Raw genomic sequence first — 17,126 nt, 5'->3', positions numbered from 1 at the left:
ATGAGTAACTTTTGTTATCGATTATCAGTTTTTAGTTTTGTTTTTAAACTTATCGAAATCTGAAGCTTCTTCTACTTTAGGGAAGCTGTTATTTTTCATGTCTGTATCTGCAAATTCAAATTTTGGATCTAAGACTACTTTTTTAACTTCCTTAGCTTTAATAAAGGTTTTGGTAATTTCATATTCATTGGTTCTCCATATTTCAGCAGGTAAGGTGTCAATTTCTGAAGTGCCATCTGTGTATTGCCATTCAATAGTTAAAGGCATAATTAGACCTCCAACATTTTTCACGGTAATTTCATAGATGTTTTTTTTGTAAAGTTGTTTCCTTATTTTTGGTTCGTCCATACGAGATAAAAACTGTCCATAAGCTTGGTCTGGAGTAGTTACCATAGTTATTTCTTCAGGGCCACTTGTAAAATCTTGAGTGTTTTCTCCTGCATTTTCTGCTTCGATATTAGCTTTTACGGTTTTGCCTTTGTTTTCAATATTTACTTCGTCACTCACAGTAAACCATTTTACATTGCTGAGTTCCATATCTACATTATCTGTCGTAAAGAACCAACCTCTATAAAACCAATCTAAGTCAACAGCTGTAGCATCTTCGAGTGTTCTGAATAAATCAGCCGGATTTGGGTGTTTGTATTTCCAGCGGTTAGCATATTCTTTAAAAGCCTGATCAAAAAGTTCTTCACCTACAATGGATTGCCGAAGCATTTGTAATCCTACAGTTGGTTTTTGGTAGTAATTGGCTCCAAATTGTGAGAGTAAATCATTATCTGATGATGTCATTATTGGTCGCATAATACTTTTGTCTCCACTCATAAAAGGTACGATGCTTTTAGGCTCTGTATGCGGATAATCTGGATAACGTTCTTTCATGGTGCGCTGGTGAATAAATGTGTTTAATCCTTCATCCATCCACATCCACTGACGCTCATCTGAACTTATGATCATAGGAAACCAGTTGTGACCAACCTCGTGCACAATGGTGCTAATCATTCCGCCTTTTGCTCTATCGCTTATTTCTCCATTAATTGGTCGACCTCCATTAAAGCTAATCATAGGGAATTCCATACCAATATTAGACGTATTTACAGAAATACAAACAGGGTATGGATATTCAAAAACAGCTTCAGAATAGACTTCTAATGCATTTTTTACTGCTAGCGTTGATGATTCGCTCCATACAGGTAGTCCTTCTTTAGGATAGAAAGACATCGCCATAACTGTATGAGTTTCTAAAGGGACAGCTTGGGCATCCCAAATAAATTTTCTGGAGGAAGCAAACGCAAAATCTCTAACATTTTCTGCCCTAAATTGCCATGTTTTAGTTTTATTCGATTTATTTTTTTCGTTTGCCTTAGCTTCTTCTGGAGTTACAATCATTATTGGCTTGTCCACAGATTTTCTGGCGTTTGCTAAACGTTGTTGTTGTGTTTTAGTGAGAACTTGGGTTTCATTTTTTAAATCGCCAGTAGATGCTACAATATGGTCTGCTGGGACAGTAATTTCAACATCATAATCACCGAACTCTAGAGCAAATTCTCCTAATTTTTGAAACTGTTTATTCTGCCAACCTTCAGTATCATTATAGACAGCCATACGTGGAAACCAATGTGCAATTAGGTAAACAGTATTATTATCTTCTGGGAAATATTCATAACCTTCGCGTGATAGTAAATACATGCTTCGGTCTGTAATATGATACGACCAGCCAATAGAAAACGTTAGTGATTCTCCAGATTTTAGAGGTTCATTGAGCAATACTTTCATCATAGTATTATTGACTAAAGATTTTATAGCCTTACCATTCGTATCCTTAATATATTTAATCGTATATCCCGCGGGAAAATCAATCGCACGCGTTAAAAATTGCATATGTCTAGTATTCATTGAGTCACGCACATTTCCGAAGGCATAACCAAAATCTTCGTTTTCTTTTTTATTGACGTTTTGCTCTAATTGAATCCATAAATACCTTAGATCATCTGGTGAGTTATTGTAATACGTAATGGTTTCATCTCCATTAAGCGTATTGTCTTTTTCATTTAGAGCTGCTTTTATTTTATAATCTGCACGCTGTTGCCAATAGGCTTTACCTGGTGCACCACTCGCTGAACGATAAACATTGGGCTGTGGTATCATGTTGTCTATAGGTTCAAACTTACCTTGGTATTGTTGATTTTGAGAAAAAAGAGGAAATGTTAATAGAGAGGATAATAGAAATATTGATATAAATTTCATCGCGATTGAATTATAATAATTAATAGATTTAACAAGGTAATGAATTTCAAAGAAACAGATTTACAAAAGGTTTAAACTGAAGTCGGTTTTTATTGTTCAAACCTAAAGACTTAACTATATTTGCACCCTCAAATTAAATAAAGCATTGCCCTATTTTTTGGGTAATAATAAAAGAAATGAAGATGTCAAAAAAACAAAAATTAACCTTCGATGTATTAATAGAAATCCCAAAAGGGAGTCGTAATAAATATGAATACGATTTCACATTAAATAAAATCCGTTTCGATAGAACACTTTTTTCATCCATGATGTATCCGGGAGATTATGGTTTTGTGCCAGAAACTTTGGCATTAGATCAAGACCCACTAGATGTTTTGGTACTCTCTACAGAGCCATCATATCCTATGGTTGTGATGGAAGTAAGACCAATTGGTGTATTCCATATGACTGATGAAAAAGGGCCAGATGAAAAAATAATATGTGTACCAGTATCAGACCCTGTTTGGAGTAAGAGATCTGATATAGCGGATTTGAATCCACACCGCTTAAAAGAAATAGAACATTTTTTTCAGGTTTATAAAGACTTAGAAAAAAAGAAAGTTGATGTTGGTGGTTGGGGAAATGCAGAAGAGGCTACTAAAATATTTCATGAGTGTGTGAAGCGTTATAATGAAAGCGAACATAAAAAGAAGCGTACGTTTACAATTTAGATATAACTATTTAAGAATCATAGATTATTCAACATAAAACTATCAAAAAAGCAATAAGGATTAATTGATATTGCTTTTTTCGTAAAATTTAATTCATTTTACTACTTTAGCGGACGATAAAAATTTAACTAACCTAATTTAAAAACATATGGAATTTATTGTAAAGTTTCTACCAGTATTTGGTGTATTGGCATTGTTGTTTGTATTCATCAAAAATATGTGGGTATCAAAACAAGATGCTGGTGAAGATAAAATGGCAAGAATCGCGAAGAATATCGCTGTTGGTGCCATGTCATTTTTAAAAGCAGAATATAAAGTTTTAGCCATTTTTGTTGTAGCTGTTGCTGTTCTGTTATTCTTTAAAGGTAATTCAGAAGAAGGCTCTAATGGAATGGTAGCTGTATCATTTATTGTAGGTGCTATTTGTTCTGCCTTAGCCGGATTTATAGGTATGCGCGTAGCGACCAAAGCAAATGTAAGAACAACACAAGCTGCCAGACATTCTTTAGGCAAAGCTTTAGAAGTTGCTTTTGCTGGTGGTGCTGTAATGGGCTTAGGTGTTGTTGGCTTAGGTGTTTTAGGTCTTAGCGGACTATTTATGATATATAGTGGACAGGGATGGGAACTAGGTGAAATCTTAAATGTATTATCAGGATTTTCATTAGGGGCATCTTCAATTGCATTATTTGCACGTGTTGGTGGTGGTATTTATACTAAAGCTGCCGATGTTGGTGCTGATCTTGTTGGTAAAGTTGAAGCTGGTATTCCAGAAGATCACCCGTTAAATCCTGCTACAATTGCAGATAACGTTGGCGATAATGTTGGTGATGTTGCAGGTATGGGAGCCGATTTATTCGAGTCTTATGTAGGATCTATTATAGGTACAATGGTATTAGGTGCTGTTTATGCATCATTACCAGAATTTCAAGGAGCATTCGATGGCTTAGGAGCTGTTTATTTACCATTGGTACTTGCTGCTGTTGGTATTGTAATGTCTATTTTAGGAACATTTTTTGTACGCGTTAAAGATGGTGGAAATCCTCAAACAGCTTTAAACATTGGTGAATTTGGTTCAGCAGGTTTAATGTTAGTGGCATCTTATTTTATAATTAATGAGATGTTACCAGAATCTTGGGTAGAAGGTGGTGTAACTTACACGTCTATGGGAGTCTTTTGGGCAACTATTGCAGGTTTAGTTGCAGGATTATTAGTTGGTAAGATAACTGAGTATTATACGGCTACTGGTAAAAAACCAGTAATGTCTATTGTAAAGCAATCTGAAACAGGATCTGCTACAAATATTATTGCAGGTTTAGGAGTTGGTATGATGTCAACAGCTATTCCGATTTTATTGATTGCTGCTGCGATTATTGTTTCTCATAATCAAGCTGGTCTTTATGGTATTGCAATTGCTGCTGTAGGTATGTTAGCAAATACAGGAATTCAATTGGCAGTAGATGCTTATGGTCCTATTTGTGATAATGCAGGTGGAATTGCTGAAATGGCAGAATTGCCGAGCGAAGTTCGTGAGCGTACAGATAAGTTAGATGCTGTTGGTAATACAACTGCAGCTATTGGTAAAGGTTTTGCAATTGCTTCTGCAGCATTAACGGCATTAGCATTATTTGCTGCCTTTATGAAAACAGCTAATGTAACCTCAATTGATGTGTCTCAACCAGATATTATGGCAGGATTATTAATAGGTGGTATGTTACCATTTGTATTCTCAGCGTTGTCTATGAATGCTGTTGGTCGTGCTGCGATGGCAATGATCGAAGAAGTTCGTCGTCAGTTTAGAGATATTCCAGAATTGAAAGCGGCATTAGAAGTAATGCGCAAATATGATTCGGATATGACAAAAGCATCTGAGGCAGATAGAAAAATATTTGATGCTGCTGATGGAGTAGCGGAATATGGTAAATGTATCGATATCTCAACAAAAGCCTCTATTAAAGAAATGGTGTTACCAGGTTTATTAGCCATTGCGGTTCCTGTTGCTGTTGGGTTTATTGGTGGTGCTGAAATGCTAGGTGGATTATTAGCAGGTGTAACGACTTGTGGTGTATTGATGGCAATATTCCAATCGAATGCAGGTGGTGCATGGGATAATGCAAAGAAAACGATTGAAGAAGATGGGCGCAAAGGAACAGACGCTCACAAAGCAGCCGTTGTTGGTGATACCGTTGGTGATCCATTTAAAGATACTTCAGGACCTTCATTAAATATCTTATTAAAATTAATGTCTGTTGTTGCATTAGTTATTGCGCCAAGTATTGCGATTATGTCTGAAACAGGGTTAGCAACTAGTGATCAAGATGTTTCTATTGAAATGACTATTGATTCTAAAGATTTAGCTATAGCAACAGTTGATTATTCAACTACAAAAAATGGAGAAAAAGTAATTGAGACCGTTGTTTTTGAAGGTACAAAAGAAGATGTAGAGAAGAAATTGAATGCTTTTGAAGCGTCATTAACAAATGAAGCTGGTGAAGTTGAAAAAGTAATTGAAAAAGTCGATATTAAGAAAGAATAGACTTTAGAAATAGTATTTGTAAACCCTCATAATTATTATTTATGAGGGTTTTTTATTTTCAATCATTTTAAAAAATAAGGTAGGAGTATAAGTGTCTTAATTATTGTATATAAAAGAGATGTATAAGAGTGTTTTGGGTATATTAAAGCTGAAAAGTAGGATGATATATTCATGGTTCTTTTAGCGTTGCCATCTCATGGAACTTCTGTAAGTTTTGATGATAATTTTGTTAATGAAGATGATTTAGTGCACTCGGGTTTTATTATTGTGATTTTTAATCTAACATCTTTGGGAGACACAGGTGCGTATATTGATATTAACTTTAAGAGATACTACGAAGATTGTAACAGAAACCCTAATACAATAATAGGAGTTGTTTATGTATTTAGAGATTAGTAAATAAAATATTATTAGAAAAGTAACAAAGCCTTTATTCTAACGTTTTAGAGTTGAAGGCTTTTTAATTTGTGAGAAATTTAACGCAACCTTTTTACAGTTTTAGTATCTTCCTAATGCATACCATCATCAATCATCAAATATGTCATCAATCAAATCAACCTTTAAAGTTATACTTGTATGTATTCTTTTTTTACATGCTTGTATGAACACAGAAAAATCTTCAGATAAAAACGAACAGACTAATAAAGCTAATACCTTAACAGATTATTTAGGTGAAGCGGTTGTTAGAGAATTCATTGGTACTGTAAGTGATGAGAATAATAAGCCCATTGAAAATGCAACCGTTACTATAGGCAATAAAACAACAGTAACTGATAATAATGGTCATTTTAAAATTAAGGATGCAAGAGTAAATGAGCATTTTGCATCTATTGAAGCTACAAAGGAGGGCTATAAAACGGGGAACCTAAATCTTGAACCTAAAGATAAAATCAATGAGGTATTGGTCCTTTTGCACAAAGAAAGTGAACCATGCTTATTTTGGTTTTGTAAACACAATCATTCGTTACCTAAATACAATTAATTATAAAATAAAAAAGCCGTTTCAATTGAAACGGCTTTTTTGTTTTATAAAGTATATGTCAATCTAAACGTAACAAATCTAGGTTGTATAAAGGTTTCCGAACTAAATACAGAGATATTACCTGCACCATTATTAATGTTAGAATCTATGTCTAATAAGTTAGAGGCTCTTAATGAATATTCCCATTTAGCATCTCTACCTTTTCTGTAACGTAAAGATGCATTCCATGTTTTAAAGGCTTCAGTTTGTCCGTTACTTTCTTGTTCATTATAAGTAAAGTCAGTCACAAAAGTTATAGCGTTCCATATGTAAGCATCAAATTCTATTGATGGTGCTCTGGTTATAAACTTAGTAGAGTTGCTACCTTGGTCATTGTCTCTAACAGTATAACCATATCTTAACCTTACGTTTGGTGCTTCTCTAAAGTTAGTACGAATTTCTGGCGTGTAATTTTGCGTAAAGCTTTCATTTAAAGATTGTCTGCCTTCTATAAATTGATTGAGTTTACTATAATTAAAGTTAGCTCTTAGGCTTGCTCTTACTTTACCAAACGTGCGTTGTACACGACCAAAAAGGGAAGCGCTTTCATCAGCAAATTGTGAGTTAAAGAATGAACTTGTCCTAATAACACTTTCAAAGTTTGTCAAAGACCTTATTTGGTCAATATTCTTACTATAATTAGCGCCAGCGAATACATTGGTATAGTTAAATAAGTTGAAGCTACTATAAAACAATCTTATGTTATGGGATAATGCATTTTGTAATTCTGGATTACCAAATTGAATGCTATTAAAATTATTTAAAATAAGTCCTTCTGCAATGTTAGTTACATCGGTAAAGGTGTTTGTCATGTTATAATTTAGCTGTAAGCTCTCACTCTTTTTAAATTGAATACGAGCTTCAAAATCTGGAAGAACGTCAAAGAAGTTGTCTTCAAAAGTTGTTCCTCCTTGGGTATTCTTATTACCATAGGCGTGGAAAGATACTCCAGGTGTAAAAGTAAATTTACCTGTTTTAAATCGGTAATGCACACCTAAATACACATCACTAAAACGATACTCTACATCATCATTGGTGGCAGATAGTAAATTACCTTCTAAATCTGTAGTAGTTGGAGTAGGGTTTAGTCGTGTTCCATCATCTAAAAACTGAAAAATATTAGAATTAAACTTTTGGTTGCTCAAAATAGTTCCTAGAGTAAGATTGATATTACTCTTAGCATTGAGAATATTATAATAATCTAATTTGGCATCTAATTGATTTGATTTTATACGCTGATCTTGGTTGATGTTATAACCAAATTGATCTGTATCAAAACCAAGATCAGTTGCAGTAGCGTCAAACGCATCATCATTATTATTTGGATCATTGACTAGAACTGCATTATAAAATGGATCCTCATCTTTTATTAAGTGCTGCGCTTCAAGGGCGAAAATATTATTTTCGTCTAGTGTGTAGTAATAGTTCAAAGTTTGATTAATACTATAAGGTTTTACCTCATCAATTTGGTCTGTATTTCCCACAACTGACGAGAATAAATCTTGTCGCTCTTCATCATCAGAGATGCGTCCTAAAAGATCATAATCCAATTGATTATTGACGTTTGGTTTATACGATGCGCTTAACTTAGCAATGGCTTGGTTAGACGCTTCTCTACCTCTTGATACTGTTGCTTCATCTGGTGGTAAACTTTCAGATTCATCAATTGGTGTAGATGGGTCGTCTTCAAGTTCAATATAATCAATAAAACTATCTTCTCTAGTTCTTAATCTACTACTATTGTAAATTACGAAACCACTTAAATCTAGAGCTTTGTTGGGTGAATAACTAAAATTTGCAGTAGCTAACTTTGTTATGACTTCTTGAGAATTCGCAATATTAGTTAATCCACCAAGCCCATTATTTCCTAAATTAATATTGGTTCCACTAGTTCGACTTGGCAATCTAAAGCCAAATCCTCCGCCAAAATTTCTTAAGTCTCTATTTGTTAGTGCCACTTCACCAATATTGTTCATATCACCGATGAGGTTGACACTATATTTTGGACTATAGTAAAATAACTTTGGTTGTACTAGGTATAATTCGTCATTTGGCGATGGTGCTGCACCACCACCAGCTGTAATATCACCAAACCAGAAATTTTCTTTTCCTTCCTTTAGTTTAATATTTATAGCCACATTATCCTGGTTATTTTGTACACCACTTAGTTGGCCTACTTCAGCATAGTTACGTAAGACTTGAACTTTATCTACAGCATTAGAGGGAATATTTTTTGTCGCCAATTTAGTATCTCCATCAAAAAAATCTTTCCCATTAACCATTAATTTATTGACCGTCTTTCCTTCGACTTCAATTTGTCCATCCTCATTTATTTCCACGCCAGGGAGTTTCTCTAAGACATCTTCTAATTTTCGTTCTGAACCATTTTTAAAAGAATCGGCGTTATAAATTAGAGTATCACCCTTTATAGTAACAGGCATTTCGTAAGTCAACTCAACAGTATCTAATGAATTGTCCGACAGTAATTTAAAGTCTCTTGTAATATCTATTTCTTCGGTAGTAACTAGTGCTTCAGCAGTTTTTAAGCCAATATAACTTACTTGTAGTTTGTACTTGCCATTTTTGCCAAGAGATAATATGTATTTACCTTTGTTATCTGTGATAGCATAAGACTCTAATGCATTTGTTTCTTGGTTGATTGCAATTACATTAGCTAATTCTAATGGGTTTCCAATGCTATCTTTTACAATGCCTTGCATTTTAATTTGAGCAAAAGAGTTGCTTGTTACTACTAAACATAGTAGTATTAATAATTGTTTCATTTTTTGGTTATTTCTTGTTTTGATTGATTAATGAAATACACTTTTTAGACCTGCATTCTTCAAATTAAAATGGATTTTAATTTTTAGTTTCTTCTGCCTCCACCACGTCCGCCGCGATTTCTACCACCATACATTTCGCGCATTTCATTCATTTTTTTGGTGATAATCTCATTGTATTCTGCCTGAGTAACTATATCTCCTTTTTCTGGCTTTTCTATAGCTTCCTTCTCTTCTGGATTCATTACAATTTTAGTGCATAAAATTGTAGTTCGGTCAGCGTTAATTTCTAAGATTAATCCTGGTAAACCCCAATAATCATCTGGACCTTGGTTAACTGGTATCTGCACTGTGTACCAAGCTACAACTTCTATGGTTTTAGGTACTTCTACCTCACTCATAGGACCATTATCTTTACTTGCTTTATCATCAGTTTTTGTGGAATCTTTAACTTTTTTACTCTCTTCCTTATCCGAATCATTCCTATCCCTACCACGTCTAGGTCTCATGCTTCGCCAATCAAATTCATCCACAGTTTTTGTAGCCGTTGCCTTAAAGCACATGTATTGCCCAATTTGTTTGGTCTCAGATCCCATTTTCCACTCTAAAGATTTTAATTCATCTTTGATTAAAAATTGCTTTCCAAAAAACTCTTGATCTTGGATGAGCTCTTTACTCTGAACGTTCTTATATTGAGGCCCACCTGTTAAACTAGATCCAAAACCACCGAAACCTCTTCCGCCTCCTGGTGCTTCGAGTTTTTCATCCTCTTTATAAATTGATTCTGTTTTATTAAAAGTTAGTATGTACTCCTTCTCTAAGAAGCTCTTCATACGTGCTTCTATTTGCTTTTTCCTTTCTGGACTCATTTCGCGTCCACCAAAATCGTCTAGGTTCATAGTTGTCTTAGACATATAATAGGCTTTGCCTTGAAAATCTTGTTGTGCAAACGAAATTGAAACGAAGCAAAATACTAGTAATAATGTTAGTTTTAAAAGTGGCTTTTTCATCTTAAACGGTTAATGTTGTCTAACAAATGTAAACTTATAATTTTAAGAGTTTCTTAAAAAAAAGTTACATAAACCTTTTAACAACAATATTCATATAAGCTTAGACTTACTTAAGCGTTAAAAGTCAAATCTTGGTCTGTTAAATTTGTGTTAATTGATTAACCTCTTCTACGTCCACGATTGTTTCTAAATTCTTTCATTTTCTCAACAATAGTTTTCTGGTATTCATTTTTAGTGACTACCTTACCTTTATCTGGTGCTACTATTTCTATAGTTTCTTCTGGGTTTAATATTATTTTAGAACATAACATTGTTGTATTATCTGCACTTACTTCTAAAATTAATCCAGGAAGTCCCCAATATTCTAATGGTCCATGGCCTACTGGTATCTGAGGAGAATACCAAGCTTCAACCTCTGTCATTTTAATCTCAACAGCTGTTGAATCGGTTGCTGTATTGTTTCTTAATCTATCCCAAGAAAAATTATACCAAGTAAGCTCATTAGTCGGTATTGAAGCTGTTGCTTTGAAACAAGTATAATTTCCTATATTTTTAGTTTCTGTACCCATTTTCCATTGTATCGGCTGTAAACTATCTTTAACTAAAAATTGTTTGCCATAAAATTCTTGTTCTTGTATTTGAGAATTTGACTTTACGTTTTTGTATTGTTCACCAGGTGTAAAATTCTTTCCCCAAGAGTCAGTTGCTCCCGACATTGCGTCTAATTTTTCATCTTCATAAAAAACAGATTCTTCTTTATTAAAGGTCAAAACATATGTTTTTTCTAATCTGTTTTTCATTCTAGCCGCTACTTGCTTTTTTTGTTCTTCACTCAATCTTGCTCCCCATCTACCGAGTTCCATTTTAGATTTAGAAAAATAATATGCTTTTCCTTGAAATTCTTGAGCATTAGAATCTAAATTTTTATTTTCAAAAGTGATTAAAGATAATAGTATTGAGAAGGTCAATACGCTGGTTTTTAATAGGATAGATTTCATGATAATGATAGTTTAAATTTTACTGTGTTTAACAATATTATGAAAATATTAAACAAAAGTATTTTGGTTTATCAAAAAATTAACACTATATAATTTATAACAAGATCACATGAAGTCGAGACTATCAGCCTTTAACCACCAATCGTTATTGAGATACCTTCTCCTTCTCTACCTTTTTTTGGTCTGAAGCGTTCCATCATTTCTTTCTCCTTCTTTTCCATAATCTCGTCATACTTTTCTTGATTGACTTGTTTTCCTTTTGTAGGCTTTTTAATCTCAATTTTTTCTTCTGGATTTAGAACAATTTTACTACAAATAACAGTTAATTTTCCATCGTGAATCTCTAAAATCAATCCTGGTAAACCTTGATACATCTCTGGACCATTATTTATAGGAATTTGAGGTGTATACCATGCCGTTACAATGCGTTCTACCATTTCTGGTTCTTTATTTTCATCCTCCTTTTTAGTTTCAGACTCACTATTAAATCCTGAATCATTAAAAACCTCCACTTGCTTCTTATATGTTGCTTTATAGCATTGGTACTCGCCAATATATTTTGTTTCTGATTCTAATGTCCAATCTATTTTTTCAATTTCATCTTTAACTAAGAAGATTTTCCCCATGGTATCTTTTTGATCTGCATAGCGTTGATCTTTTGTATTTTTATACAGCACATCAGATTCTCCACCATTACCTACCATAACGACCTGAAATTCTCCACCCATACCTGTTTGAGGCTTATCTAAACTTACCTCTTCTTTATATAAAGACGATTCTTTATTAAATGTAAGATTGAATGTTTTTTGAAACTGTTTTTTCATCATCTCCATCATCTTGGTTTGCATTTCAGAATTTATCTTAGTACTATCCATTTTTATGTGTAAATCGCGATGTGTTTTATAGGTTGCTATACCTTGAAAATCTTGGGCATTAACCTTTGATAATACTACGACTAATGCCAAAACGATAATTGTAATTACTGTTCTCATTATTTTTTTGATATATAAATTAATACGTTACAAATATCATAATTTAAATTTGTAGTTTAGGTTAACTAGTGTTAACAAGTGTTAACCGATTATCATAAATTAACACCAACACTTTACCTTTGGTTTATGTCATCAAAAAACTTCAACTGGATTCTTTATAGTATAGCTGCAACTATATTGGTTACTATTGCTGTACAGTTCTATTGGAATTACAAAAATTTTCAACTTAATAAGCAACGAGTTACAAATGACATACAGCTAAGTTTGGATAATGCTTTGGAAGAATATTATGCTAATATAGCCAAGACAGATTTTTTGACGATTATTAATAGAGGTTCCGAAAAACCAATTTGGAAAAACAACCAATCTGATTCCATTGAAAATTACCCACTCAATGTTGATGCAAAAATTGAAACCTCTAAGAATTCACTTTTAGTTAATGTTAAGGAGGAACTTAATAGACAATTAGTCTTAAAGAACAAAAAACCTTTGGATAGTATTAAGGGTTTTACGCAGCTTACCGAGCAAAACAAAAGCTATCATGTGGAGTATGGAAAAGATATACAAGATGTCCAAATTATAAAGGGAAAAATGGATTTTGATAGTTTAAGAATTTTACAGAAACAAATTGGAACAATTCTTATTTCGATTGAGAGAGATTCTTTAGAATATTTTAAAATAGATTCCTTGCTTAAGATACAATTTAAGCAAAAAAGTATTACAACTCCTTATATGTTAATGCATCTTATTAAGGATGATTCGATCTTTTATAATTCTAGTGCAACACTTGGTGCTAAACTCGATATGACTGTGTCTTCAAAATCAACCTACTTAAAACCTCATGAAAAAATAAATCTTCAATTTGAAAATCCATTTAAAGATGCTATAAAATTGAGTTTTTCGGGAATTTTAATTTCACTTTTGCTTTCTATTGCAATAATCTCGTGCCTTTTTTACCTTCTCAAAATCATAAAGCATCAAAAACAATTGGCAGAAGTGAAAAATGATCTAATCAGCAATATAACACATGAGTTTAAAACACCAATTTCTACTATTGGAGTCGCTTTAGAAAGTATCAACAATTTCAACGTTATAGACGATAAAGAAAAAACAAAAAAGTATATCAATATGTCTTCTGAACAATTGGACAAACTCAATGTTATGGTCGAAAAATTGTTGGAAACAGCAACATTAGATAGTGATAATTTAGAGTTAAATAAAGAATCAATAGATATTATTGAGTTGCTTAATGCATTGACTAATCGTTATAAAATTCAATTTCCAGAAAAACAATTCAACACAAGTTTTAAGGTTGAAAATTTAATAGCTTATGTAGACCTTTTTCATTTTGAAAATGCTCTAAACAATATTTTAGACAATGCTGTTAAATATGGTGGAGATATTATTTCTGTTGATTTAATTCCGAAGGATAAAAGTTTAGACATACTAATTTCTGATAACGGAAATACATTAACAAAAGGTAACAAAGAACGAATTTTCGAAAAATTCTATCGGATACCAAAAGGCAATACTCACGATGTAAAAGGTTTTGGTATTGGATTATATTATACCAAAACCATAATTGAAAAGCATAAGGGTTCGATACATTTAGACTTAAATAAAGATTTAACTTCATTTAAAATCTCACTTCCCAATGGCTGAAAAAATAAAACTATTATTGGCCGAAGATGAAACTGCTTTAGGTCAAATCATAAAAGAAAGTTTAGAAACACGAAATTTTGAAGTTATTCTCTGTGATAATGGTGAAAAAGCATTTGAAAAATATAAATCTGAAGCTCCAGAAATTTTGGTTTTAGATGTTATGATGCCAAAAAAAGATGGCTTCACATTAGCAAAAGAGATAAGAGCTATTGATGATGCCATTCCTATTATATTTTTAACTTCAAAATCGCAGACGGCTGATGTAGTAGAAGGGTTTTCGATTGGAGGTAATGATTACCTCAAAAAGCCTTTTAGTATGGAAGAACTTATCGTTAGAATTCATAATTTAGTGGATAGAACCAAAGTTCAGAAAGTATCAAAGATTTTAGAAATTGGTGATTATACATTCAATTTTCCTAAACAACAACTTCAGTACAAGTCTGACGACTCAATTCAGCTTACACACAGAGAGGCACACCTTTTATTTCATTTGTTAAAAAACAAAAATCAAGTTTTAGATCGTTCTTTAATACTCAATAAACTTTGGGGAACAGATGATTTTTTCTCAGCAAGAAGTATGGATGTGTTTATTACTAAGCTGCGCAAAAAGTTAAAAAAGGATGCCGATATTCAGATTATTAATGTTCGTGGGTTTGGGTATAAATTGACGGTTTAACAAAACAAAATAATTTGTATGGGTGTTATGGTGCAATTTTTGTACTTTTCTGAATTCTATGCAAAAGCTTTTTTACATACTTTTTCTTTTCGGTTATTTAGGTGCAGCTCAACAGCAAATAAAAGCTAGTATTAAAGATTCAACAAAATTAAAAGCTAAAAACGTTTTTGGAGTTGATACTTTCGGAACACTTTATTATGCAACCGAAAATTATGCCTTTCATAAAAAGGAAAGAGACACTACGATTACTTATACTAATTTTCAACTCGGTGAAATCACTTCAGCAAATACCTTTAATCCGTTAAAAATAAACCTGTTTTATCAAGATTTTAATACGGTTGTAATATTAGATAATCGATTAGCGGAAATTTATAAAATTGACTTTAACGTCATTCAGCCTTATAAAAATGTCTCCTTTATCTCAACAGGTTTTGATAATACAATTTGGGTTTTTAATCAAGATTTACAGCAGCTAGAATTATATGACTATAAAACCAATAAAGTAAGATTGAAAACAGTACCTGTACAGTCTGGTGTTATAGATTTGAAAAGCGATTATAACAATTGTTATATGCTCACGGAAAACTATTTATACATATATAATTATTTTGGAAGCTTAATAGCCAAGCATAAAAATTCGGGTTATGAGAAAATGGCTTTTAGTAAAGGTCATTTAGTGTTAAAAAAGGAAAATCAACTCCATATATTGTCAAAAAACACTTCGGAAATTGAACTTGTAGAACATCCGAAAATGTTAATAAATCAGTTTTTGGTAACCAATGAAACCTTGTATATTTACGACGACGAAATTCTACGTCGCTATCAACTTAAACTAGAATAGATTATGCATGTTGCTGTTGCAGGAAATATAGGAGCTGGCAAAACGACGCTCACAAAATTACTGGCTAAACATTTTAAATGGGAAGCGCAATTAGAAGACGTAGTTGACAATCCATATTTAGATGATTTTTATAATCAGATGGAGCGTTGGAGTTTCAATTTGCAGGTTTATTTTTTAAATAGCAGATTTCGTCAAGTCAATCAAATTCATAATAGCGGAAAAGATATTATTCAAGACAGAACGATATATGAAGATGCACATATTTTTGCACCAAACCTTCATGCTATGGGTCTGATGACTAATCGCGATTTTGAAAACTATTCTTCGCTTTTTCAGCTCATGGAGTCTTTTGTAAAAGGGCCAGACTTATTAATTTACTTACGTAGTTCTATTCCTAATCTCGTCGCACAGATTCACAAACGTGGGCGTGATTATGAAAATACAATCAGTATTGATTATCTAAGTAGATTGAACGAGCGCTATGAAGCGTGGATTACTAAATACGATAAAGGCAACTTACTAATAATTGATGTAGATAATTTAGATTTTGTTGCTAATCCTGAAGATTTAGGTGGTATTATTAATAAAATTGATGCTCAGATTAACGGGTTGTTTTAATTATTGAATAAAATCATGTTCTCGGGCATGCTCAATAGCTTGCGCACTACTCTCTACCATTAAAACTTCTGTTGTTTTATAGTTTTCAATAAGTCCTCTTACGCGTAACATTTTCTTTTTGTGTTTTACGCTTCGTAGATAAATTGCCGAAATACGGTCTGGAAATTCTTCAGCTATTTCCATATAAATATCAGGATCGTGTTCACCGCTATCTCCAATCAAAATAAATTGTAAATCTGAATATGTTTTTAAAAGGTTTAGAATTTCTTTTTGTTTTTGTGGTTTTTCGTTCTGAGATTTTTTCTTTAAAAAGTTACTCATACTTCGCAATAAGATAGGGCCTTTTGGAAATTTATTCTGTTTTAGAAACAATTCTAAATATCGATATAAATTCCATGGACTGTGGCTTACATAAAAAATTGGATTAGCATTCTTACCAGATTTACCTCTGTGAAGCATGTGATAAAATTCGGCAGCACCTTCTAAAGGACTTCTATTTTTAGCATGCTTAAAGATGGAATTATAAATCACTTTCCATTTTAATGTAGAGACCACTCCTGTATGCAAAATGGTGTCATCTATATCGCTTGCCACACCAAATTGTGCTTTGGTTGATGGGATTAATATTTCGCCAGGAAAACGATTTTCATTCTGTATAGTTCTCTTTATGTTTACATCATTATAAGACAACTCAAAGGACAGCCAGCCTTCTTCATTAGTTAGAGCTTCTAAATTTTTTAGATTGCCTTCAACTTTATAATAGCCATTATTGTCCGTAACTCCCTTTAAAATTTTATTGTTAGGTAGCTTAATATTTATATCAACGTTTTTAATTTCATCGGTTTCGAAACGCTTCCACGTATTTACAATAAGATGCCATTTGTTTTGAGATTCTAAGTCTATAGATTCATCTTCTAAGGCTCTTCCTCGAGCAAAAAAATGAGAATCTGTGCCATAACCTTGAAAAGCAATAATCTGTAAAGGATCTTTTTTAAACCAGCTCAAACTTAGATTTTAATTAGAATTTTCAAGATACTA

The 17,126-nt window shown here is 32.7% G+C and carries 14 protein-coding genes; 8 read left to right on the top strand and 6 right to left on the bottom strand.

What is annotated here, in order from left to right:
• Positions 1–24: 24 nt before the first annotated feature.
• Positions 25–2,247: a M1 family metallopeptidase gene (locus SJY34_RS08875; protein WP_400074848.1), complete on the bottom strand. Its 2,223-nt coding sequence runs from the start codon at positions 2,245–2,247 to the stop codon at positions 25–27.
• A gap of 182 nt (positions 2,248–2,429) precedes the next feature.
• Here SJY34_RS08875 and SJY34_RS08870 point away from each other — a divergent pair, with 182 nt between their 5' ends.
• The 4 genes from SJY34_RS08870 to SJY34_RS08855 all read left to right on the top strand — a co-directional run bounded on the left by SJY34_RS08870 (position 2,430) and on the right by SJY34_RS08855 (position 6,472).
• Positions 2,430–2,957 (top strand): inorganic diphosphatase, encoded by a 528-nt coding sequence (locus tag SJY34_RS08870; RefSeq protein WP_400074846.1) that lies wholly within the window; start codon positions 2,430–2,432, stop codon positions 2,955–2,957.
• A gap of 148 nt (positions 2,958–3,105) precedes the next feature.
• The gene (locus SJY34_RS08865) at positions 3,106–5,490 is read left to right on the top strand and encodes a sodium-translocating pyrophosphatase (RefSeq protein ID WP_400074844.1); all 2,385 of its coding nucleotides are present in this window, start codon (positions 3,106–3,108) and stop codon (positions 5,488–5,490) included.
• 171 nt (positions 5,491–5,661) lie between these two features.
• On the top strand, positions 5,662–5,886 hold the full coding sequence (locus SJY34_RS08860; RefSeq protein WP_400074842.1) for a hypothetical protein: 225 nt from the start codon (positions 5,662–5,664) through the stop codon (positions 5,884–5,886).
• A gap of 205 nt (positions 5,887–6,091) precedes the next feature.
• A complete protein-coding gene (locus SJY34_RS08855) occupies positions 6,092–6,472 on the top strand; it encodes a carboxypeptidase-like regulatory domain-containing protein (protein ID WP_400074840.1) in 381 nt (126 codons plus the stop codon).
• Positions 6,473–6,516: 44 nt separating this feature from the next.
• Here the strand turns inward: SJY34_RS08855 and SJY34_RS08850 are convergent, their stop codons facing one another.
• The 4 genes from SJY34_RS08850 to SJY34_RS08835 form a co-directional block, all read right to left on the bottom strand.
• Positions 6,517–9,294, bottom strand: a complete 2,778-nt coding sequence (locus tag SJY34_RS08850) for a carboxypeptidase regulatory-like domain-containing protein (RefSeq protein ID WP_400074839.1) — start codon at positions 9,292–9,294, stop codon at positions 6,517–6,519.
• Between the two features lie 83 nt (positions 9,295–9,377).
• Positions 9,378–10,301: a GLPGLI family protein gene (locus SJY34_RS08845; protein WP_400074837.1), complete on the bottom strand. Its 924-nt coding sequence runs from the start codon at positions 10,299–10,301 to the stop codon at positions 9,378–9,380.
• Positions 10,302–10,459: 158 nt separating this feature from the next.
• On the bottom strand, positions 10,460–11,299 hold the full coding sequence (locus SJY34_RS08840; RefSeq protein ID WP_400074836.1) for a GLPGLI family protein: 840 nt from the start codon (positions 11,297–11,299) through the stop codon (positions 10,460–10,462).
• A gap of 131 nt (positions 11,300–11,430) precedes the next feature.
• Positions 11,431–12,291, bottom strand: coding sequence for a GLPGLI family protein (locus tag SJY34_RS08835; RefSeq protein ID WP_400074834.1), 861 nt, complete (start codon positions 12,289–12,291; stop codon positions 11,431–11,433).
• A 126-nt stretch (positions 12,292–12,417) separates the two neighbouring features.
• Here SJY34_RS08835 and SJY34_RS08830 point away from each other — a divergent pair, with 126 nt between their 5' ends.
• Genes SJY34_RS08830 through SJY34_RS08815 form a run of 4 tightly spaced genes read left to right on the top strand, consistent with a single transcriptional unit; the run spans position 12,418 to position 16,088 of the window.
• Positions 12,418–13,953, top strand: coding sequence for a sensor histidine kinase (locus SJY34_RS08830; RefSeq protein WP_400074832.1), 1,536 nt, complete (start codon positions 12,418–12,420; stop codon positions 13,951–13,953).
• Complete coding sequence (locus tag SJY34_RS08825) at positions 13,946–14,629, top strand: response regulator transcription factor (RefSeq protein ID WP_400074831.1); 684 nt, start codon at positions 13,946–13,948, stop codon at positions 14,627–14,629. Before SJY34_RS08830 ends, SJY34_RS08825 begins: the two co-directional genes overlap by 8 nt.
• A gap of 58 nt (positions 14,630–14,687) precedes the next feature.
• The gene (locus tag SJY34_RS08820; protein WP_400074829.1) at positions 14,688–15,470 is read left to right on the top strand and encodes a hypothetical protein; all 783 of its coding nucleotides are present in this window, start codon (positions 14,688–14,690) and stop codon (positions 15,468–15,470) included.
• 3 nt (positions 15,471–15,473) lie between these two features.
• Positions 15,474–16,088 (top strand): deoxynucleoside kinase, encoded by a 615-nt coding sequence (locus tag SJY34_RS08815; protein ID WP_400074827.1) that lies wholly within the window; start codon positions 15,474–15,476, stop codon positions 16,086–16,088.
• Here SJY34_RS08815 and SJY34_RS08810 read toward each other — a convergent pair whose 3' ends face one another.
• Positions 16,089–17,093, bottom strand: a complete 1,005-nt coding sequence (locus SJY34_RS08810) for an App1 family protein (RefSeq protein ID WP_400074826.1) — start codon at positions 17,091–17,093, stop codon at positions 16,089–16,091.
• Positions 17,094–17,126: the final 33 nt, after the last annotated feature.

The sequence above is a fragment of the Winogradskyella sp. R77965 genome (genome assembly GCF_044594915.1).
Lineage (GTDB): Bacteria > Bacteroidota > Bacteroidia > Flavobacteriales > Flavobacteriaceae > Winogradskyella.
This window is presented reverse-complemented; position numbering and strand designations above follow the sequence as displayed.